We start from the raw sequence: 18444 nt of genomic DNA on the forward strand, positions 1-18444 counted from the left end.
CTCACCCGGCGAAGCGCGCGAAATCCTGGGCCAAGCGCTCGTAGATCGCGCGCTTGAAGGGGACGGCCATGGCGGGCAGGTCGGCCAGCGCCGCCCAGCGCCAGGCGTCGAATTCAGGATGCGGGTCGAGGTCCAGCCGGATCTCGGCATCCGTGCCCAAGAAGCGCAGGGCGAACCATTTCTGCTTCTGCCCGCGATACCGCCCGCCCAGCGCCACGCCGATCAGCTCGGTCGGCAGGTCGTAGTGCAGCCATTCCGGGTGCTCGGCCAGGATCTCGGCATTGCGGGTGCCGATCTCCTCCTCCATCTCGCGCAGGACGGCCACGGCGGGGTCCTCGCCCTCGTCCATGCCGCCCTGGGGAAGCTGCCAGCCCCCGGCCGCGCCCTCGGCATTGGGCATGTCGGCGCGGCGGGCCACGAGCACCTGGCCTTCGCGGTTGAACAGCAGGGCGCCCACGTTGGGGCGGTAGGGAAGCGCACTCATCGCGGAGCTCCGGGCGGAGGGAGGCGGACCAGGGCGGAAGGCGGGGCCAGGACGAGGCCGCGGCTTTCCAGCCCGCCCGCCCAGCCGGCGATCACCTGCACCGCGACCGGCGAGGCATCGCCCACATAGCCCAGCGCCGCGCCGCGCTCGCGCGCGAGGCGCTCCAGCGCGGCGAGATTCGCCTCGATCTGCGGCCGGGTCGCCGGTTCGTCCACCACCAGGTCGATGCTGCGGCCCGGGGCACGCGCGGGTGCGGCGGCGCCGGGCCGGGCGTCGAAGAACAGGAGGCCGCGCCCGGCCAGCGCCGCCTGCACCGCACCGAAGGGCTCGGCCAGGGCGGCGAAGCGCTCGCCGCGCATCGGGCCCAGCGCGCCGACCACCCCGACATGGCCGGGATAGCGCGCGAGCAGCCACTCGAGGCGGGACAGGTTCTCGCCGAGCGGCAGACCGGAAAGCAGGCCGCGATCGCCCGGGTCGCTCATCATCGGAAAGCCGGCGGATTCCATGGGCAGGGCCAGCAGGGTCTCGAAGCCGCGCTCGCGGGCGCGGTCGATCAACGGCTCCACGAAGCGGGAATAAGGGCTGAAGGCCAAGGCCACGGCGGGCGGCAGGGCAACGATGGCCTGTTCGGTCAGGCTGGCATTCATGCCCAGCCCGCCGATGACCAACGCGACGCGGGGCCGGCGGTCTCCTCCATCGAAGGGGCGCGCATAGGCCCGCATGGGCGCGCGCCCATCCGGGGCGATGCGCGGCAGCGGCCCATCGGGCGAGGGCTCCACCAGCGCCGGGTCCACATGCGGCGAAAGGGAACCCGGCGGGATGCTGGCGGGTGCGGCCGGCTCGGGTGCGGGCCGGGCTGGTGCTGCCTCAGCCTCGGAAGCGGCCTCCGCGACCGGGGTTGGCGGTGGGGTAGGCGGACCGAGCCAAGCAAGCGTCGCGGCCGTGAGTGCGAGCGCCAGCAGCACGACCCCCCAGAACCCGGCCAGCGCGCGCCAGCCGGGCGACCCCCCTTCCCCCATGCGGCGTGCTTAGCGCTGGGCGCGGCGCTGCGGGGCGGGCCCCAAGGAGCGGGCCAGCACCAGCGCCTGCTGAAGTTGGAAGTCCGTCTCCGGCTTGGTGGGGTCGAGGGAGGGGAAGCCCTCGGGCGGCTGGCGCTGGATGCGGTCGAGCGTGGCCTGCGGCAGGTTCATCGGCGGCGGCGGCGGCGGCGGCGCGGCCTGGGTGGCGTTGCTGCCCTCGTTTCGCAGGGCGCGGCGCAGGTCCTGCTCGCGGTCGCGCTCGCGCTGCGCGCTGGCCTGCTGCGAGTTGTCCTGGCGCGAGGACTGGACCTCGATGTCCGGCTCGATCCCCGTCGCCTGGATGGAGCGGCCGGAAGGCGTGTAGTAGCGCGCCGTGGTCAGCCGGATCGCTCCGTTGCCCGAGCCCAGCGGGATCACGGTCTGCACCGAGCCCTTGCCGAAGGAACGCGTGCCCATGACGATCGCGCGGCGATGGTCCTGCAGCGCGCCGGCCACGATCTCGGAGGCGGAGGCGGAGCCGCCATTGATCAGCACCACCAGCGGGATGCCGCCCGTGATGTCGCCCGAGCGCGCGTTCCAGCGCTGCGCGTCCTCGTTGCGGCGGGCGCGGGTGGAAACGATCTCGCCCTGGTCGAGCAGGTCGTCCGTCACCTGCACCGCCTGGTCCAGCAGGCCGCCCGGGTTGTTGCGCAGGTCGAGGACGATGGAGCGGAGGTTGGTACCGGCCTGATTCCGCAACGTCTGCACGGCGCGGCGCAGGTTGGTCTCGGTCTGCTCGTTGAAGGAGGTGACGCGGATATAGCCGACGTCGTTGCCCTCCATGCGGAAGCGCACGATCTGCGGCCGGATCACGTCGCGCGTGATGGCGAGTTCCAACGGGCGCGCCTCGCCCTCGCGGCGGACGGTGATGCGGATGGAGGTGCCGCGCTCGCCGCGCATCTGCTCCACCGCCTCCTGCAGGGTCAGGCCCTGGGTGGTGTTGCCGTTCAGATGGGTGATCATGTCGCCGGGGCGGATGCCGGCGCGGGCGGCCGGCGTTTCGTCGATTGGCGAGATCACGCGGATGTAGCCGCCTTCCTGCGTCACCTCGATGCCGAGGCCGCCGAACTCGCCGCGCGTCTGCACGCGCATGTCCTCGAAGTTGCGGGGCGAAAGGTAGGAGGAATGCGGGTCCAGGCCGGACAGCATCCCGTTCAGCGCATTCTCGACCAGCTCGCGGTCGCGCACGGTCTCGACGTATTCGGCGCGGACGCGGCCGAACACGTCGCCGAACAAAGAAAGGAGGCGATACGTTTCCGCGCGGCTCCCTTCCTGTGCCACCGCGCCGACCATGGGTCCGGCGACGATGCCGGCGGCGAACGCCCCAGCGACCGCGAAGGTGACTCCCAGCTTGGACTTCATGCGCACTGCCTTCACCCCGGAGCCCGGCTTGCCGGGCAAATATGCCGCATCATAGCCCTCTCCGCATCGGCGGGGGAACGGCGGAAAACCCGTATGTAGGCCGAATCCTCGCGCCGGCCACTCTTTCCAAAGCGTGAAGCTCGGAGATTCGTCTCAGCCGCCCCGCAGGAAGGGGCGCGGGTCCACCGCCTCGCCCCGCCGGCGCAGCTCGACATAAAGAGTCGGGCGGCCCTCCCGCGCCATCACCCCCACTGGCTCGCCGGAGCGGATGCGGCGGCCCATTGCCACGTCCAGCCGCTCCATCCCGGCCAGGACGACGTGCAACCCGCCCCCGCAATCCACGATCACCAGCCGCCCGAAGGAGCGGAACGGCCCGGCAAAGGCGACCGGCCCGCCGCAGGGCGAGGTGACGCGGGCGCCGGGGGGCGTGGAATAGGTCAGGCCGCGCGCCGGCCCTCCATCGCCGGGCGCCGCGAAGGCGCGAACCAGCGTCCCGGCCACCGGGGCACCGCCGGTGGCGGGGGCCGGCTCCGGCTCGCTGGCCGGCGCGGAGGGCTGGGGGGCGGGTGGCGGAGTCCGGGCGGCCCGCCGGGCGCGGGCCTCCGCCTGCGCGCGCCGGCGCTCCTCGGCCGCGCGCTGCCGCTCGATCCGGGCCAGCGCCTCCTCGATGGAGCGAGCGCGGGCGATTTCCGTTTCGGCGCGGGCGAGGGCCACACGTTCCGCAGCGGTGCGTGCCCGGAACTGGGCCCGCGCCGCCTCGATCTGCCGGTCCAGCGCGGCGGAGGCGTCACGCGCCGCCGCCCGCGCCGCCTCCAGCCGCTCCCGCTCCCGCGCGCCCGATGCCGCCTCGCGCGCCGCCCGGGTTTCCGCCTCGCCCAGCCGGGCGGAAAGCGAGGTCGCCTCGGCCAGCATGCCGCGCAGCGCGACCAAGGAAAGCGCGACATCGCCCGGCGGCAGGGGCGCGGCGAGCAGCAGCGGCGCGGGCTCGGCCGCGAGGCGCAGCAGCGGCGGCAGGAGCGGCTCCAGCTCCCGTGCCAGCTTGGCGCCGTCCTGCCGCGCATCGGCCTCCGCCGCCTCGGCCGCGCCAACGCGCTCGCTCGCCGCCAGCACCTCGGCCTCCAGCGATTGCAGGCGGGCGGCGGCGGCCGTGCGCTCGGCGGCGAGACGCTCGGCCAGGAGTTCGGCGGCGCGGGCCAGGTCGCCTTCGCGCGCGGCCGCCTCCCGCGCGGCCTCGGCGGCGCGGCGCGCGGCCTCTGCGTCCCCCTGCGCGTGTGCGGGCGCGGCGAGGAGGAGCGGCACGAGAAGAAGGACCCATGGCGTCACGGGGCGCACCGAATCACGGATGGCGCCGGGCTGCCAGACTGGACAGGCCCTGCCATAAGGTCCGGAGTTGGGACGGAAGGGAGAGCTCATGGCCGCAAACCGCCTTTACCTGGGGACGCGCCGCTATTCCTCCTGGTCGCTGCGCGGCTGGCTCGCCGTGCGGATGGCGGGGCTGGAGGTGGAGGAGGTGGTGATCCCCCTCGCCGGCGGCTCCACCCCCGCGGTCAAGCGCGCCGCGCCCAGCGGGACGGTGCCTTACCTGGAACATGATGGGCTTCGCATCTGGGACTCGCTCGCGATCGGCGAGTATTGCGCCGAGATCGCGCCGGGACTGTGGCCCGCCGAGCGCGGGCGCCGCGCCTGGGCGCGCGCCGTGGCGGCGGAGATGCATTCGGGCTTCCGCGAATTGCGCATCGCCATGCCGATGAACCTGGGCGGGCATTTCCCCGGGCGCGGCCGCACCGAGGGGAGCCTCGCCGACATCGCGCGGATCGAGGCGGTCTGGGCGGAATGCCTCGCCACGCATGGCGGCCCCTTCCTGTTCGGCGAGGATTTCACCCTGGCCGATGCCTTCTACGCCCCGGTCTGCGCCAGATTCATCACCTGGGAGGCGGAGCTTTCCGCCACCAGCCGCGCCTACATCGCCGCGGTGCGGGCGCATCCCCTGGTGGACCAATGGTACCGCGACGCCCTGGCGGAGCCGCCGGAATGGCGCCTGCCCAAATACGAGGATCCCGCATGAGCGCCATCTCCCTCGACCATGTCGGCGTCTGCGCGCGCGACCCCGGCCCGCTCCACGCCGCCATGGAGCGGCTGGGCTTCACCCTGACCCCCGTGGCGCGCCAGTCGGGCGGCAATCCGCCCGTGCCCCTCGCCACCGGCAATCGCTGCGCCTTCCTGCGCGAGGGCTACCTGGAGTTCCTGGCGATCTTCGAGCCGGGCCTGCCCGATAACGGCCTGTCGCGCTTCCTCGACCGCTACGAGGGGATGCACATCCTCGCGCTCGGGATGGAGGACACAGAGGGCAACCTCCGGCGCCTGCGCGCGGCCGGGCTGGACATCCCCGGCGTCGCGCATCTCCAGCGCCCCTGCGACGACCCGGAGGGCCGGCTGGCGAAGTTCGAGCGCCTGCCCTTCCCCGACGCGCCGGAGGGCCGCGTCCAGCTGATCCGCCACCTGACGCCCGAGCTGCTGTGGCAGGAGCGCTGGCTGGATCACCCGAACAAGGCCGTGGCGCTGGACGAGTGCTTCCTCGTCTCCGCCGAGCCGATGGAAAGCGCGGCGCGGCTGTCGCACCTCGCCGGGCTGCCGTTGGAGCCGCGCCCGGGCGGCGGGCTGCTCCTGCGCCTGCGGCAGGGCCGCGTCTCGATCCTGTCGCCGGAAGAAGGCGCCGCCGCCCTGCCGGGCGTGGTGCCGCCGGATCTGCCCTTCCTCGCCGGCTTCGCGGTGCGGACGGGGGACGGCAACGCCTCGGTGCGGCGCCTGCTGGGCGGGATCGGCCTGCGCGAGATGCCCGATGGCGCGCTCCTGGTCCCGCCCGAGGCGGCGGGCGGCGCGGCGCTGGTCTTCCGACCGTGATGCCGGGGGCCGCCGCGGTCGGGCGCTCCCTGCGCCTGTATCACGACAGGGCGCGGCGGCCCGCGCTCGATGCCTTCTATGCGCGCTTCCTCGGCCCCGGCGACCTCGCCTTCGACCTCGGCGCGCATGTGGGCGACCGCACCCTCTGCTTCCGCCGCCTGGGCGCGCGCGTGGTGGCGGTGGAGCCGCAGCCCGCGCTGCAACGCGCGCTGCGCCTCCTCCTGCGCGGCGATGTCGGCGTCACGCGCGTCGCGGCCCTGCTGGCGGCGGAGGAGGGCGAGGGCGTGCTGCGTTTGAACCGCGCCAACCCCACCGTCGCGACCGCCAGCGAGGCCTTCATCACCGCCGCTTGCGGCGCGCCGGGTTGGGAGGGGCAGGAATGGGACGCCGCGATCGCCGTCCCGCGCGTGACGCTGGATGCGCTGGTCGCACGCCACGGGCTGCCGCATTTCCTGAAGCTGGACGTGGAAGGCTACGAGGCCGAGGCGCTGGCCGGGCTGTCGCAGGCCCCGCGCGCCCTGTCCTTCGAGTGGACGACGATCCAGCGCGACATCGCCCATGCCGCGCTCGACCGCCTTGCCGCGCTGGGCTTTCGCCACTTCAACGCCTCGCTGGGCGAAAGCCTGCGATGGGAGTTCGGCGAGGCCGTGGACGCGGCTTCGCTGCGGCGCTGGCTGGATGCGTTGCCTGCCGCGGCGAATAGCGGGGACATCTACGCAGGCCTAGAGCCGGAGCGGCTGCGGGCGGAGGAGGAGGCATGGCTGGCAAGGTGACGCCCGCGGTGCGCGCGGCCGAGGCGGCGGGGCTGCGCTTCCGCCTGCTGGAATACAACTACGACCCTTCAGCGGAATCGGTCGGCCTCCAGGCGGCCTCCGCGCTCGGCCTGCCGCCCGCCCAGGTCTTCAAGACGCTGGTCGCCGTGCTGGACACGGGCGAGATGGTCTGCGCCGCCATTCCTTCCGACGCGCGGCTGAACCTCAAGGCGCTCGCCACCGCCGCCGGCGCGAAGCGCGCCGAGATGGCCGACCCGGCAAAGGCCGAGCGTGCGACCGGCTACGTGGTGGGTGGCATCAGTCCCTTCGGCCAGCGCCGCAAGCTCCGCGCCTTCCTGGACGGGAGCGCCGCGCAGCACGCGGAGATCCTGCTGAATGGCGGGCGACGCGGCCTGCAGATCGCCGCCGCACCGGAGGATTGCGCCCGCGCCCTGGACGCCCTGGTCGCGCCGCTCACGGGCTGAGCGCCGCGCGCCCCGCCACCTCCTCCGGTGTCGCCGCGATTCCGCTCCGCGCCAGGATGCGCCCGAAGCCGGGCGAGGAGGACAGCACGCAGAAGGGGACTGCCAGCAGAAGCCCCCCCACCCAGACTAGCGCGAAGGGCATCAGGCGCGGCGCCGTCGCGGCCAGCAGGGCGAAGACCACCAGTCCGGCGGCGGTCTGCGGCCAAAGCAGCCGTGCCGCATCCCCCCACCCTACCCCCCGCGCAGCCCGGTTCTGCGGCAGCCAGGAGGAGCGGCGCCCCCAGGCGAGCGCGAGCAGGAAGCGCGTCTTGCTCATCACCGAGACGGGGGCGAGGACGAAGGTGAAGAGGATCTCCGCCAGCGCACCGAGCAGGAAGCGCCCGCGCCCGCCATAGCGCGCCGCTTCCCGCCGCCGCAGCAGCACCTGCGCATAGCCGGCGAGCTTGGGCGAATAGGCGGCGGCCCACCAGGCAAACATGATGAGGGCGAGGTCGCGTGCCGGGATGGCATCGAAGCCGCCCGTCGCCGCGATGCCCAAGGCCAGGGCGAAAGCCAGCGCCCAGAGCGGGGCGCAAATGAACAGGAGGATGGCCTGCGCCAGTTGCCAGCGCGCCATGATGCCCAGCCCCGGCTGCCGCAGCAGCGCGAGGTACTGCATGTTGCCCGCCGCCCAGCGCTCGTCCCGCGCCAGGAATTCCGGCAGGGCGGGCGGATTGCCTTCCAGCGATCCGCGCTCCTCCGGCCAGCACCAAACCTCCCATCCCGCCTCGTGCAGGCGGATCGCTTCGACCTGGTCGTGGCTGAGGATGGCGGAGCCATCGGGCAGGGTTTCCAGCCGCGCGTATTCGCGGAAGGCGCTGACGCGGAACATGGCGTTGTGGCCCCAGTAAGGACCCTTCGGCCCCTGCCACCACCCCTGCCCCGTGGCCCAGGCGCGCATCCCCGCGCGCATGCCAAACTGGAACAGGCGCGGGAAAGGCTGCGTCACCGGCCGCCCGACAATGAGCTGCTGCACGAGGCCGATGCGTCCGTCGCTTTCCAGCAGCGCGGCGAGGCGCAGCACCGCTTCCCCGCTCATCTCGGAGTCGGCGTCCAGCACCAGCGCGAAGTCGTAGCCGCTGCCCTCGGCATCCAGGAAGGACATCACGTTGCCCGCCTTGAACCCCGTCGCCTCCGCGCGGCGGCGCAGGTGGATGCGGGCGGCGTCGGCGCGCGCGTCGCGGAAGGCGGCCACGGCGCGGTCCTCGGCCTCGCGCAGCGCGGCGTCGCGCGTGTCGGACAGCAGCCAGGCGTCGAAGCCCTCGGTCGGCAGCGCGTCCAACAGGCGGCCCAGCGCGGGCAGCACCTCCTCCATCGCCTCGTTGCGGAGGCACAGGGCGATGGCGGTGCGGGACCGGATGGGCGCGGGGGGCGCGCGGCGCGCGGCGGGCAGCACGTGCGAGGCCGGATCCCGCACGCTGAGCAGGATGGCGAGGCCCAGCACGGATTGCGCGAAGCCCAGCGCGCCCCAGGGGGAGAGAGCGGCCAGGCAGGCCAGCAGTGCGAAACCCGCTGGCCCGTGCGGAACCACGCGCGCGGCGAGCAGGAGCAGGACGAGCGCGGAAAGGAGGACCAGCGCCAGGAAGGCGAAACGCCGCAGGGACATCCCGCCTTCCTGCCCCGGAATCCAGCCCGGCGACAGGGGCGCGGCGCTACTCGATCTTGATGCCGGCGGCGCGGACGATGGGCGTCCAGCGCGCGTATTCGTCTCGCACGAAGCGGTCGGTCGCGGCGGGGTCCATCCAGATCGTCTCGCTGCCGATCTCGCGCAGGCGCGTCTGCACCGCCGGGGCTTCCAGCGCCTCGCGCGACATCTCGCCCGCGCGGCGCACGATGGCGGCGGGCGTGCCCTTGGGGGCGAAGAGCCCAGTCCAGGACCGCACGGCGTAGTCCGGCACGCCGCCCTCGCTGACCGTGGGCAGGTCGGGACGCAGCCCCACCCGCTCCGCCGTGCAGACGGCGATGATGCGCACGCGGCCGCCCTCGGCCGGCGGGATCACGGTGGGCAGGTTCATGAAGGCCATCGGGATGGTTCCCGCGATCAGGTCGGACAGCACCGGCCCGCCGCCGCGATACGGCACATGCGTCAGGTCGAGCCCCGTCCGCAGCCGCAGCAATTCACCCGCGAGATGGTTGGAGGAGCCGACGCCGGAGGAGCCGAAGGACAGCCCGCCCCGGGTGCGCCGGATGTGCTCCAGCAGCTCCGGCACGTTGCGCACGGGCAGCGAGGGATGGACGGCGATCACGTTGGGCACGTCCACCCACATCGCCATCGCCTCGAAGGCCTCGCGCACGTCGTAGCCCAGCTCGCCCGAGATGATCGGGTGGAAGACGTGGTTGGAGGCGGAGGAAACGAAGAGCGCATGTCCATCCGGCCGCGCCCGCATGGCGATGCCCATGCCGATGGAGCCGCCGCCGCCGGGCCGGTTCTCCACCACGAAGGGCTGGCCGGCGCGCTGCTCGAATTGCGGCGCGAGCAGCCGCGCGACGATGTCGTTGGAGCCGCCGGGCGCCCAGGGAACCATCAGCGTGACCGGGCGGCTGGGCCAGGCCTCCTGCGCGAGGGCCGGGGCGGCGAGCATGGCTGGGGCGGCGGCAAGCAGGGTGCGGCGCTTCATGGCGAATCCTCCGTTGCGCAGGCTTTAGCCGAGGCCGCGCCCGCGCGCGACCTCGGATCGGCGCCGCCCCTCAGTCTCGCCAGGGATGCTGCTGCCACATGCGCGTGTAGCTTTCGCGCATCGCCATCAGCACCGTGCGATGCTGGTCGGGGTCGAGGAAGCGCAGAGGCAATTGCTGCTGCGTCGCCGCATGCTTGAAATCCGGGTCGTCCATCGCCTTGCGCACCGCGTTCGCCAGCCGCTCCAGCACGGCGGGCGGCGTCCCGGCCGGCGCGGCGAGGCCGCGCAGCGAGCCGTCCACCACGTCGAAGCCCTGCTCGCGGAAGGTCGGCACGTCCGAGGTGTTGCTCCAACGCGTCTCGGCCATCTGGCCGAGCGGGCGCAGCAGGCCGTTGCGGAAATCGCCCACACCCTCGCCCATGTTCATCGCCGCCAACTGGATGGTCTTGCCCAGGATGGCGTTGCGCACCTGGGAGGAGCCGTTGAACGGCACGTGCAGCAGCTTCACGCCCGAAAGCCGCTCGAAGGCCAGCGTCGCCAGGTGGTCGTCCGAGCCAACGCCCGTGGTGCCATAGCCGATCGTCCCCGGCGCGGCGCGCGCGGCGGCAGCGAGGTCGGCCAGGGTACGCCACGGGCTGTCCGGCAGCACCCAGAACCCGCCCGGGTCGTCCACCACGTTGGCGATCGGCGCGAAATCCTCCAGCCGGTAGCGCGCCTGCCGCTCGATGGGGATGGTGACGAGGTTGGGGGTGTTGATGAAGCCGATGGTCAGCCCGTCCGGCCGTGCCCGCGCCAGCTCCGACCAGCCCACCTCGCCTCCCGCGCCGGCGCGGTTCAGCACCAGGATGGACTGGCCCAGATCCCTCTCCATGAAGCGCGCCACGGTGCGCGCCGCGACGTCGGTGCCGCCGCCGGGGGCGAAGGCGACGATCATTGTGATGGGACGGTCGGGGCTCCAGCCCTGCGCGAGAGCGGGCGCCGCCAGCAGGGCGGGCGCCGCGGCGAGGATGCTGCGTCGGAACATTGGCGTTTGGCCTCCCTATCTTTGGGAGGGAGCCTGCCACGCTCAGGCGCGGGAGGCGAAGAGTTTCAACAGCGGCGGCAGCACCAGCATGACGCAGAGCAGCGAGTAGACGAGGCTCATGGACAGGACGACGCCCATGGAGGCCGTACCCGGGTGCGGCGACAGCGCCAGCGCGCCGAAGGCGGCGGCGTTGGTGATGGCCGAGTAGATCACCGCCCGGTTGAGCGGCGAGGCGAGGAGGTCCCGCCGCCCCTGCTTCCAGGCCGCGACGAAGTAGATGTCATAGGCCACGCCCTGCCCAAAGAGCAGCGGCAGCGCGATGATGTTGGCGAGGTTGAGGTCCGGCCCCAGCAGCGCGCAATGCGCCAGCGTCAGCAGCCCCGCCAGCGCCAGCGGCGCCACGGCGAGCAAGGACAGACGCACGGAACGCAAGGTGAGCCAGAGCAGCGCCATCACCAGCGCGACCGCGAGGAGGCCGCTCTGCACGAAGGCCCATTCGATGGTGGCGGAGGAGCCGAGCGCGGAGGTGGCGAGGCCGACCGCGCCCGGCGCCACGGCCTGCACGGCGCGGGCGAAGCGGCGAAGCTGCTCCGTCTCGTCGCCCGGCAGGGGCGCGGGAGCGACCTCGACGCGGGCGCGGCCATCGGCGGTGAGCCAGTCGGCGCGCAGGTCCTCGGGAAGGGAATCCAGCGTCACCGGGCCGGCGGCCAGCATGTCGCGCACCTTGCCCAGCATGTCGGCGAGGCCGGGCAGGATGGCCTGGGCGAAGGCGGCGCGCTGCGCCTCGGTCCCGGCGGCGAGGGCCCGCAGCGCCTCGCCCGTTCCACCGCCCAGCGCCGCGCCGGCCCGGCCCAGCGCGGCGGCGGATTGCGCGTCGGTCGGCGGGGCCTCCGTCCCGGGCACCAGGCTGGGGCCGAGCAGCATCGCCGCATCCTCGAGGAGGGCGAGCTTCGCCTCCTGGTCCTCCGGCACGAAATCCGTCAGCGTCGTGGTGCGCGCCACCTCCGGCAGGGCGTCGAGCCGCGTGGCGAGGGCGGAGGCCGCCTCCGGCCCCGCGGCCAGCACGTCCAGCGTGTTGGGGTTGGTGTCCTTGTCGCGCGCCAGGTCGCGCCAGGTCGCCACCGATTCCGCGCCGGGGTCGCGCAGGTTGATCGGGTTGGTGTCGAAGCGCAGCTCCGACAGGGCGACGGCGCAGCCCAGCGCCACCAGGCCGGCCAGCACCGCCACGCCGCGGGCATGGCGGGACAGGAACTCGTCCACCGGGCGCAGTGCGGGGTAGCCCACCTCCCGCGCCTCGGCGCGCGGCCGGGCGAGCAGCATGAGGGCGGGCAGCAGCGTCATGGCGAGCCACCAGCCGATCAGCATCCCGACCCCAGCGATCAGCCCCAGCTCCGCGACTCCCTTGTAGTCGGTGGGCATGAAGGCGAGGAAGGAGCCGGCGACGGCCAGCGCCGCGAGCGTCATGCCCGGCCCCGCCATGCGCGCCGCCGCGCCCAGCGCCTCCAGCGTGCCGCCCGCCTTCGCGCGCTCCGCCCGGTACTGCACGGCGTACTGGATGCCGAAATCCACGCCGATGCCGATGAACAGCACGGCGAAGGCGATGGAGATCGGGTTGAAGCGCCCCACCGCCAGGATGCCGAACCCGCCCGTCCAGACGAGGCCCAGCACCACCAGCGTCAGCAGCGGCCAGATCAGCCGGAAGGAGCGAAGCGCCATCCAGAGCAGGATGCCGACCAGCACGAAGGACACGACCGTGCTCTCCACGGCGCCGTCCGCCACCGTGGCGAACTCCTCATCCGCCATGGGCACGGGCCCGGTGAGGCGGATCGGGCCGATGCCGAGCCGCGCCGCCTCGCCGCGGATCACCGCCGTCGCGTCGGCGCCGGAGGAAAGCTGGCCGTAATCGAGCGCCGGCTGCACCAGGATCAGGCGGCGGAGCTCCAGCGGCGCGGGGGCGCGGCCGGTCATCAGCCCCTGCCAGTCGGGCGGGGCGACGCGCCCCTCCAGCGCGGCTCGCGCGGCCTGCTCGGTCGCTTCCAGCACCGGTCGGACCCGCTCGGGCAGTGCCTCGCCGCGCTCCATCCCCTCGCCCATCAGGCGCAGCAGGCCGGCGAAGCCGCGCAGGCCGGGGTCGGCGGCGACGGTGCCCAGCCAGGGCTGCGCCTCCACCAGCCTTTCGGTGACGCCGCGCACCTCCTCCGTCGAAAGAAAGAGAAGGCCGTGCTGGCGCCAGAACGGGCCGGAATCGGGGCGGCGCACGGTGCGGAACAGTTGCGGCCGCGCACGCAGCGCCTCGGCCAGGGCCTCCGCGTCGCGGTCGGCCTCCGACGGGGTGGCGCGGTCCAGCACCACCAGGATCAGGTCCTGGCGCTGCGGGAAGGCTTCCTCCATCTGCCGCTCGGCGAGGCGCCAGGGCAGGTCCTGCGGAAAAAGCCGCGTGACGTCGGAATCGAGCGCGAAGCGCGTGACGAGCAGCCAGAGCGCCGCCACGCTGACCAGCAGCGACAGCAGCACCGTGGTCCAGGGAAAGCGGACCGACCGGCCAACCAGCGCCACCACCACGCGGCCCAGAGCCGCGGCGGGATCAGCTTTCACGATAGAAGATCAGCAGCATGGAAATGCCGATCATGCAGGCCGGCCAGATCCAGCCCGCCCACAGCGCCTCGCGCGCCGGTTCCACGCTTCCGTCGGCCCGCGCGGCCACCGCGCCGCCGCGCAGCTCCACCCAGCGCGCGCAGCCCGCGATCACGGCCAGCGCGCCAAGCGGCAGGTGTGACAGCTCGACCAGCAACGCCTCCTTGATATTGCCGATGGCGTGGCTGTGGGTGAGCAGGAGGAACCCGCCCACCACCATGGCCAGGGGAAAGACATAGGAGGCCGCGCCGCTGCGCCCGCGCAGCCGCACCGTCCACTCGGACACGGCAAAGGCGACCACCAGCAGGGACAGCAGCTTGTGCTGCAGGACTTCCGGGTCGCGCAGCGATTCCAGCAGCGGGATGTCGCCCATCGGCCAGGATTCGGGGTCGGAACGGATCAGCAGGAACAGGGCGAGGAGCAGGTAGAGCAGCGGCCAGTGCCGCGCCCATGGGAATCGCCCGCTGCGGTCCAGCAGCGCCGCGATGCCGACCAGCAGTACCACGAACCCGGCCATGTGGTGGTTGTATTCGCTCCAGGCCATGTCGAAGGCGTTGCGCGGCGGCAGGAAGCCCTCGCCGGGGATGAAGGCCTGCGGGCGGGCGGCTTCCTGCCGCTCCTGCCACTCCGCATCCAGCCGCGACTGCAGCTCGGGGATGGCGAGATCCTGGCGGTCCGGGCTTTGCAGCCGCGGCCAGGTGGGGGTGAAGCGCTCCGCCACCTCGGCCCAGGTCGCGCGGTCATCCGGCAGGTCCACCGAGGGCGGCACGGAGGTGAGAGAGGCGGCGATGCCGAACACGGCGATGCCCGCGATCACCTCGCACTCGACGAAGCGGCGCAGGCGCGGCAGCCAGGCTTCGGGCGCGCCGGCCCGGCTCAGCCGGTGCAGCAGGATCCAGTTGGCGAGGCCGAGCGCCAGCAGGAACAGGGTGAGGAAGCCCTTGGTCGCCGCCATGGCGCCATAGGCCGTCCCATACAGCGCGTCCGGCGCGACGATGTAGCCGCGCCAGTAGCCCAGCAGCCCCAGCAGGATCAGCCCCACCCCCGCCGCGGCCTGGCGCGAATAGCGCCGCCCGATCGCCTGCGCCACCGCGGCCGGCCAGTCGGCGCGCAGCGCCAGCAGCAGCACGGGCAGCCCACCGAGCCAGAGCGCCGCCCCCAGCTGGTGCAGATAGGTGGAAAGGAGGAGGTAGCCCCGCCCCTCGGGCCGGGCCGTGGCGTGAGACCCGCCGACGGCGGCCGCCAGCAGCAGCAGGGAGATCGCTATCAGCGCCCAGCCCCGCCCGCCGCCGAAATCGCCGCGCGGCACGAGCAGCATGAGCAACACGGCGAAGAGCATGACCGCGAAGCCGGAGAGGACGAACTGCGCCCCCATGGCGGAGAAGAGCGGCAGGTCCATCGCCCCCGACAGCGCCAGGAGCCCGAGCGCCAGGGACAGGCCGGTGAAGCCCAGCGTCGCCCATCCCGCGACGCGCACGACCCGGAGGGTCATGCGCCCCGCCAGTTCCGCCTGATGCGCGGGCAGGAGCCGCGCCAAAGGCGCCGTCACCAGCAACAAGGTGAGCACGCCCCCGACCAGCGCGGAACGCGAGGCGAGCGCCCCCGCCTTCAGCACCACGGACAGGAAGCCGTAGAGGTCGAGGAACAGTTCCATCGGCCTCAGCCGCCGACCGTGAAGGGGATGTCGCCGCGGGTGATGTGGCCGTCCAGCGCCAGCACCTGCCAGCGCAGCCGCCAGGGGCCGGGTGCCAGGGGTGGCAAGGTCGCGCGAAGCTCCGTGTCCGGACCGCCGGAAACGAGGTCCAGGCGCCGCTCATCCGCCGTTCCGCCGGCGGCCTCCCGCCTGGGCGCGAGGAGAAGCTGCGAGCGCGCAGCGTCGATGCGGGAATTGAAGCGCACCACCACCTCGCGCGGCGCTTCCGCCAGCCGGGCGCCGGACGCGGGCTCGGAGCCGATGACGAGGGCATGGGCGCGGGCCGGGCGCGGCAGCAGCGCGGCGGCTGGCAGCAGGAGGGCGAAGCGGCGGAGGGTCATGGCGCGGAAACTAGGCGCGGCCCCGCCGCCGCGTCCACCCGGCCCCTCCCATGCCCACCGGGGGCCCCGGCCATGCGACCCGCGTGGAACCCCGATGGTGCGCCGGGGCCCGCGCCGTGCTAGGGCATGCCCCCCAAACCGCGACACCGGGCGCGGCCAACAGGACGGACACGCAACGGAATGGGTATTCCTCTCGCGCAGCAAGCCAAGGTGGCGGCCTATGTCGTCCGCCAGCGCATGGCTGGTCGCAAGCGCTTCCCGCTGGTGCTGATGCTGGAACCCCTGTTCCGGTGCAACCTTGCCTGCGCGGGATGCGGCAAGATCGACTATCCCGACCCGATCCTGAACAAGCGGCTTTCCGTCGAGGAATGCCTGGGCGCGGCCGAGGAGTGCGGCGCGCCCGTGGTGGCGATCGCGGGCGGCGAGCCGCTGCTGCACAAGGAGATGCCGCAGGTCGTCGAGGGGCTGCTGAAGCAGGGGCGGATCGTCATCCTCTGCACCAACGCCCTGCTGCTGGAGAAGCGGATCGAGCAGTACAAGCCGCATCCGCGCTTCATCTGGGACATCCACCTGGATGGCGACCGCAAGCAGCACGACTGGGCCGTGAGCCAGGAAGGCGTGTACGACCGCGCCGTGGCCGCGCTGAAGCTGGCCAAGGACAAGGGCTTCCGCACCGCCATCAACTGCACCCTGTTCAACAATGCCGACGCGGAGCGCACGGCGCGCTTCTTCGACGACGTCACCGCCATGGGCGTGGACAACATCATGGTCAGCCCGGGCTACGCCTATGAGCGCGCGCCGGACCAGCAGCACTTCCTGAACCGCAAGGCGACCAAGGAGCTGTTCCGCGACGTGTTCCGGCACGATGACGGGGCGGGCAAGCCCAAGTGGCGCATGGGCAACTCGCCCCTGTTCCTCGACTTCCTGGCCGGCAACCAGTCCTACAACTGCACGCCCTGGGGCAACCCGACGCGCAACATCTTCGGCTGGCAGCGCCCCTGCTACCTGCTGGGCGAGGGCTACGCGAAGACCTACGCCGAGCTGATGGAAACCACGGACTGGGACAAGTACGGCGTTGGCAACTACGAGAAATGCGCCGACTGCATGGTCCATTCCGGCTTCGAGGCGACGGCGGCGCTGGATGCCATCACCCGCCCCTGGAAGGCGGTCGCCGCGCAGCTTCGCGGCCCCCGTACGACCGGCGAGATGGCGCCCGAGATCGACCTGACCAAGCAGCGTCCGGCGGAATACGTCTTCTCCACCCACGTTCAGAAGGCGATGAGCGAGATGTCGCACGAAAAGCCGGTGCGCGGCGCCAAGCACGGCGCCACCGCCCCGCAGACCGCCGCCGAGTAGCGGGGAGGCAACCCGCGGTGCCGGGACGGCTTCCGTCCCGGCATGACCAGTTTTCTTCTCGCCCTCTTCATCGCCTCCGTGCATTTCCTGCCGGGGCACCTGCGCGCCGCGCTCGGGATGCAGCGTTCCGGCTGGCTGTCGGCGGCGGGCGGGGCGGCCGTGGCCTATGTGTTCCTCCACCTGCTGCCCGAACTTTCGGCCGCGCATGCGCGGCACGGGCTGGAGGGGGAGCGCTGGTTCTACCTTTTCGCCCTGGTCGGCCTCGCCGCCGCCTATGGGCTGGAAAGCTTCGTGCGGCGGCACGAGTCGGATGCGCCGCGCGGGGCCTTCATCCTGCATCTCTCGGGGCTCGCCCTCTACAACGCGCTGATCGGCCACCTCCTCGCCCGGCGCGGCGAGGAGGATACGGGCACCCTCCTGCTCTTCGCCGGCGCCATGGCGCTGCACCTCCTCGCCTCCGACTTCGCCTTGCGGCTGGAACGGCGCGAGGCGTGGAACGGGGGCGGGCGATGGGCGCTCGCACTCGCGGTGCTGGCGGGATGGGCCAGCGGCGCCGCCCTGGACCTCCCGCGCGGCGCGCTGGACGCAGTCTTCGCCGTCCTGGCCGGCGGGCTGGTGCTGGACGTCCTCAAGGAGGAAGTGCCGGAGGAGCGGAAGGGCAACTTCGTCGCCTTCGTCCTGGGCGCCGCGGCCTATGGCGCGTTGCTCCTCCTCGTGGACTGACCCGTCAGGAGAACAGGGCGATGGAACCCGCGGCCATTAGCGCCCCCATGGCGAAGGGCTTGTAGAAGCGCACCGGGATGACGTGGAACAGCCGCGCCCCCAGCGGCACGCAGATCATCAGCACCGGTAGAACCACCGCCAGCTTCAGCAGTACTGCCATGTCCATCAGCCCGCCCCAGAGCGGCCCCACCACCGAGATGATGGCGATCATAGCGAAGAACACGATCAGGTTGGCCCGGTGCCGGATGGCCGCCTCGGTCCCGGCCAGCAGGTAGAGGATCACGGGCGGGCCACTCATCCCCGTCGCGCCCTTCAGCAACCCCGCCGCCGTCCCCACCGCGATGTTGAGCGGCAGGGGGCGGGAGCCGTGGTAACGCCAGCCCGACATCAGCAGAAAGCCGAAGACCAGCACGAAGCCGCCGATGAAGCGGCGCAGCCCCTCCGGGTCCGCCGTCAGCAGGATCACGGCGCCGAGCGGCGTGGCGACGAAGGCGGCGCCGCCGATGGGCAGGATCACGCGCCGGTCGGCGTCGCCCCAGGCGCGCGGCAGGAGCTGGAGCGAAACGAACAGCTCCAGCAGCAGCATCACCGGCACGCCCGCGCGCGCGCCCCAGAGCGAGGAATAGATCGGCGCCAGCAGCACCGCCGTGCCGAAGCCCGAATAGCCGCGCATCAGACCGGCGATGGCCGTGGCCAGCACGGCCGCCGCCATGCGCCAGTCCAGCAGCGTGTCGAAGGCCGTGCTCATTCCTCCACCAGTTCCAGCGGGGCGTGATCGGTGTTGATGAGGATCTTGCCGGCATTCTCGAAATTCACCGTGACGCGCGGCCCGACCGCCGACTGCACCTGGCCGATCCCCCACTCCGGCCGCTCCTTGTGGCGCACGCGCTGCCCAGGCTCGAAATCCATGAAGTCTCCGGAATTCCTTCAGGCAAAGGATGCGGCAAGGTTTGCCGGTTAAGGCAGGGGGAACG

At 72.8% G+C, this 18444-nt stretch carries 18 protein-coding genes; 6 read left to right on the forward strand and 12 right to left on the reverse strand.

Translation table 11 applies throughout. From position 1 onward, the window contains the following. Position 1: 1 nt before the first annotated feature. The 4 genes from OF850_RS07600 to OF850_RS23655 all read right to left on the reverse strand — a co-directional run bounded on the left by OF850_RS07600 (position 2) and on the right by OF850_RS23655 (position 4227). Positions 2 to 484, reverse strand: coding sequence for an RNA pyrophosphohydrolase (locus OF850_RS07600; RefSeq protein WP_301589383.1), 483 nt, complete (start codon positions 482 to 484; stop codon positions 2 to 4). Continuing rightward, entirely contained in the window at positions 481 to 1503 is a 1023-nt protein-coding gene (locus OF850_RS07605; RefSeq protein WP_301589384.1) for a divergent polysaccharide deacetylase family protein, read from the reverse strand. Before OF850_RS07605 ends, OF850_RS07600 begins: the two co-directional genes overlap by 4 nt. A gap of 9 nt (positions 1504 to 1512) precedes the next feature. Further along, a complete protein-coding gene (locus OF850_RS07610) occupies positions 1513 to 2904 on the reverse strand; it encodes a S41 family peptidase (RefSeq protein ID WP_301589385.1) in 1392 nt (463 codons plus the stop codon). Between the two features lie 153 nt (positions 2905 to 3057). Next, positions 3058 to 4227, reverse strand: coding sequence for a murein hydrolase activator EnvC family protein (locus OF850_RS23655; protein WP_301589386.1), 1170 nt, complete (start codon positions 4225 to 4227; stop codon positions 3058 to 3060). Between the two features lie 88 nt (positions 4228 to 4315). On the opposite strand from OF850_RS23655, the gene OF850_RS07620 reads away from it, so the two are divergent. From OF850_RS07620 to ybaK, 4 genes are read left to right on the forward strand one after another with little or no spacing between them, the layout of a single operon-like run. Continuing rightward, positions 4316 to 4969, forward strand: coding sequence for a glutathione S-transferase family protein (locus tag OF850_RS07620; RefSeq protein ID WP_301589387.1), 654 nt, complete (start codon positions 4316 to 4318; stop codon positions 4967 to 4969). Beyond that, positions 4966 to 5805, forward strand: a complete 840-nt coding sequence (locus OF850_RS07625) for a VOC family protein (RefSeq protein WP_301589388.1) — start codon at positions 4966 to 4968, stop codon at positions 5803 to 5805. The genes OF850_RS07620 and OF850_RS07625 overlap by 4 nt, the downstream gene beginning before the upstream one ends. Next, positions 5805 to 6578, forward strand: a complete 774-nt coding sequence (locus tag OF850_RS07630) for an FkbM family methyltransferase (protein WP_301589389.1) — start codon at positions 5805 to 5807, stop codon at positions 6576 to 6578. The genes OF850_RS07625 and OF850_RS07630 overlap by 1 nt, the downstream gene beginning before the upstream one ends. Next, positions 6563 to 7042 carry a Cys-tRNA(Pro) deacylase gene (gene ybaK / locus OF850_RS07635; RefSeq protein ID WP_301589390.1) on the forward strand — a complete coding sequence of 160 codons (480 nt, stop codon included), beginning with the start codon at positions 6563 to 6565 and terminating at the stop codon, positions 7040 to 7042. Before OF850_RS07630 ends, ybaK begins: the two co-directional genes overlap by 16 nt. On the opposite strand, the gene mdoH is transcribed toward ybaK, so the two are convergent. From mdoH to OF850_RS07665, 6 genes are all read right to left on the reverse strand, one after another. Then, a complete protein-coding gene (gene mdoH, locus OF850_RS07640; protein WP_301589392.1) occupies positions 7032 to 8687 on the reverse strand; it encodes a glucans biosynthesis glucosyltransferase MdoH in 1656 nt (551 codons plus the stop codon). The two genes, ybaK and mdoH, sit on opposite strands and share 11 nt — an antisense overlap. Before the next feature lie 46 nt (positions 8688 to 8733). After that, complete coding sequence (locus tag OF850_RS07645) at positions 8734 to 9699, reverse strand: Bug family tripartite tricarboxylate transporter substrate binding protein (RefSeq protein WP_301589393.1); 966 nt, start codon at positions 9697 to 9699, stop codon at positions 8734 to 8736. A gap of 70 nt (positions 9700 to 9769) precedes the next feature. Beyond that, the gene (locus OF850_RS07650) at positions 9770 to 10723 is read right to left on the reverse strand and encodes a tripartite tricarboxylate transporter substrate binding protein (RefSeq protein ID WP_301589394.1); all 954 of its coding nucleotides are present in this window, start codon (positions 10721 to 10723) and stop codon (positions 9770 to 9772) included. A 42-nt stretch (positions 10724 to 10765) separates the two neighbouring features. Next, positions 10766 to 13318 carry an MMPL family transporter gene (locus tag OF850_RS07655; RefSeq protein WP_301589395.1) on the reverse strand — a complete coding sequence of 851 codons (2553 nt, stop codon included), beginning with the start codon at positions 13316 to 13318 and terminating at the stop codon, positions 10766 to 10768. After that, positions 13308 to 15011: a CopD family protein gene (locus OF850_RS07660; protein WP_301589396.1), complete on the reverse strand. Its 1704-nt coding sequence runs from the start codon at positions 15009 to 15011 to the stop codon at positions 13308 to 13310. The genes OF850_RS07655 and OF850_RS07660 overlap by 11 nt, the downstream gene beginning before the upstream one ends. Before the next feature lie 5 nt (positions 15012 to 15016). Next, a complete protein-coding gene (locus OF850_RS07665; RefSeq protein WP_301589397.1) occupies positions 15017 to 15391 on the reverse strand; it encodes a copper resistance CopC family protein in 375 nt (124 codons plus the stop codon). Between the two features lie 180 nt (positions 15392 to 15571). Here OF850_RS07665 and hpnH point away from each other — a divergent pair, with 180 nt between their 5' ends. Continuing rightward, complete coding sequence (gene hpnH, locus OF850_RS07670; RefSeq protein ID WP_301589399.1) at positions 15572 to 16747, forward strand: adenosyl-hopene transferase HpnH; 1176 nt, start codon at positions 15572 to 15574, stop codon at positions 16745 to 16747. Positions 16748 to 16789: 42 nt separating this feature from the next. Continuing rightward, positions 16790 to 17470, forward strand: coding sequence for a hypothetical protein (locus tag OF850_RS07675; protein WP_301589400.1), 681 nt, complete (start codon positions 16790 to 16792; stop codon positions 17468 to 17470). Between the two features lie 4 nt (positions 17471 to 17474). Here the strand turns inward: OF850_RS07675 and OF850_RS07680 are convergent, their stop codons facing one another. Then, entirely contained in the window at positions 17475 to 18218 is a 744-nt protein-coding gene (locus OF850_RS07680; protein ID WP_301589401.1) for a sulfite exporter TauE/SafE family protein, read from the reverse strand. Beyond that, a complete protein-coding gene (locus OF850_RS07685; RefSeq protein WP_207539305.1) occupies positions 18215 to 18379 on the reverse strand; it encodes a DUF3553 domain-containing protein in 165 nt (54 codons plus the stop codon). Before OF850_RS07685 ends, OF850_RS07680 begins: the two co-directional genes overlap by 4 nt. Between the last annotated feature and the right edge of the window lie 65 nt (positions 18380 to 18444).

Origin of the sequence: Sabulicella glaciei, assembly GCF_026183895.1 — a bacterium.
GTDB classification, from domain to species: domain Bacteria; phylum Pseudomonadota; class Alphaproteobacteria; order Acetobacterales; family Acetobacteraceae; genus Roseococcus; species Roseococcus glaciei.

Excerpts from the sequence above, each read along its gene's own strand:
- OF850_RS07625 (WP_301589388.1), top strand. The coding sequence starts at position 4,966 with ATGAGCGCCATCTCCCTCGACCATGTCGGCGTCTGCGCGCGCGACCCC.
- OF850_RS07675 (WP_301589400.1), top strand. The coding sequence starts at position 16,790 with ATGACCAGTTTTCTTCTCGCCCTCTTCATCGCCTCCGTGCATTTCCTG.
- OF850_RS07645 (WP_301589393.1), bottom strand. The coding sequence starts at position 9,699 with ATGAAGCGCCGCACCCTGCTTGCCGCCGCCCCAGCCATGCTCGCCGCC.
- hpnH (WP_301589399.1), top strand. The coding sequence starts at position 15,572 with ATGGGTATTCCTCTCGCGCAGCAAGCCAAGGTGGCGGCCTATGTCGTC.
- OF850_RS07610 (WP_301589385.1), bottom strand. The coding sequence starts at position 2,904 with ATGAAGTCCAAGCTGGGAGTCACCTTCGCGGTCGCTGGGGCGTTCGCC.
- OF850_RS07630 (WP_301589389.1), top strand. The coding sequence starts at position 5,805 with ATGCCGGGGGCCGCCGCGGTCGGGCGCTCCCTGCGCCTGTATCACGAC.
- OF850_RS07620 (WP_301589387.1), top strand. The coding sequence starts at position 4,316 with ATGGCCGCAAACCGCCTTTACCTGGGGACGCGCCGCTATTCCTCCTGG.
- OF850_RS07685 (WP_207539305.1), bottom strand. The coding sequence starts at position 18,379 with ATGGATTTCGAGCCTGGGCAGCGCGTGCGCCACAAGGAGCGGCCGGAG.
- OF850_RS07665 (WP_301589397.1), bottom strand. The coding sequence starts at position 15,391 with ATGACCCTCCGCCGCTTCGCCCTCCTGCTGCCAGCCGCCGCGCTGCTG.
- OF850_RS07660 (WP_301589396.1), bottom strand. The coding sequence starts at position 15,011 with ATGGAACTGTTCCTCGACCTCTACGGCTTCCTGTCCGTGGTGCTGAAG.
- OF850_RS07605 (WP_301589384.1), bottom strand. The coding sequence starts at position 1,503 with ATGGGGGAAGGGGGGTCGCCCGGCTGGCGCGCGCTGGCCGGGTTCTGG.
- mdoH (WP_301589392.1), bottom strand. The coding sequence starts at position 8,687 with ATGTCCCTGCGGCGTTTCGCCTTCCTGGCGCTGGTCCTCCTTTCCGCG.
- OF850_RS07650 (WP_301589394.1), bottom strand. The coding sequence starts at position 10,723 with ATGTTCCGACGCAGCATCCTCGCCGCGGCGCCCGCCCTGCTGGCGGCG.
- ybaK (WP_301589390.1), top strand. The coding sequence starts at position 6,563 with ATGGCTGGCAAGGTGACGCCCGCGGTGCGCGCGGCCGAGGCGGCGGGG.
- OF850_RS07600 (WP_301589383.1), bottom strand. The coding sequence starts at position 484 with ATGAGTGCGCTTCCCTACCGCCCCAACGTGGGCGCCCTGCTGTTCAAC.
- OF850_RS07680 (WP_301589401.1), bottom strand. The coding sequence starts at position 18,218 with ATGAGCACGGCCTTCGACACGCTGCTGGACTGGCGCATGGCGGCGGCC.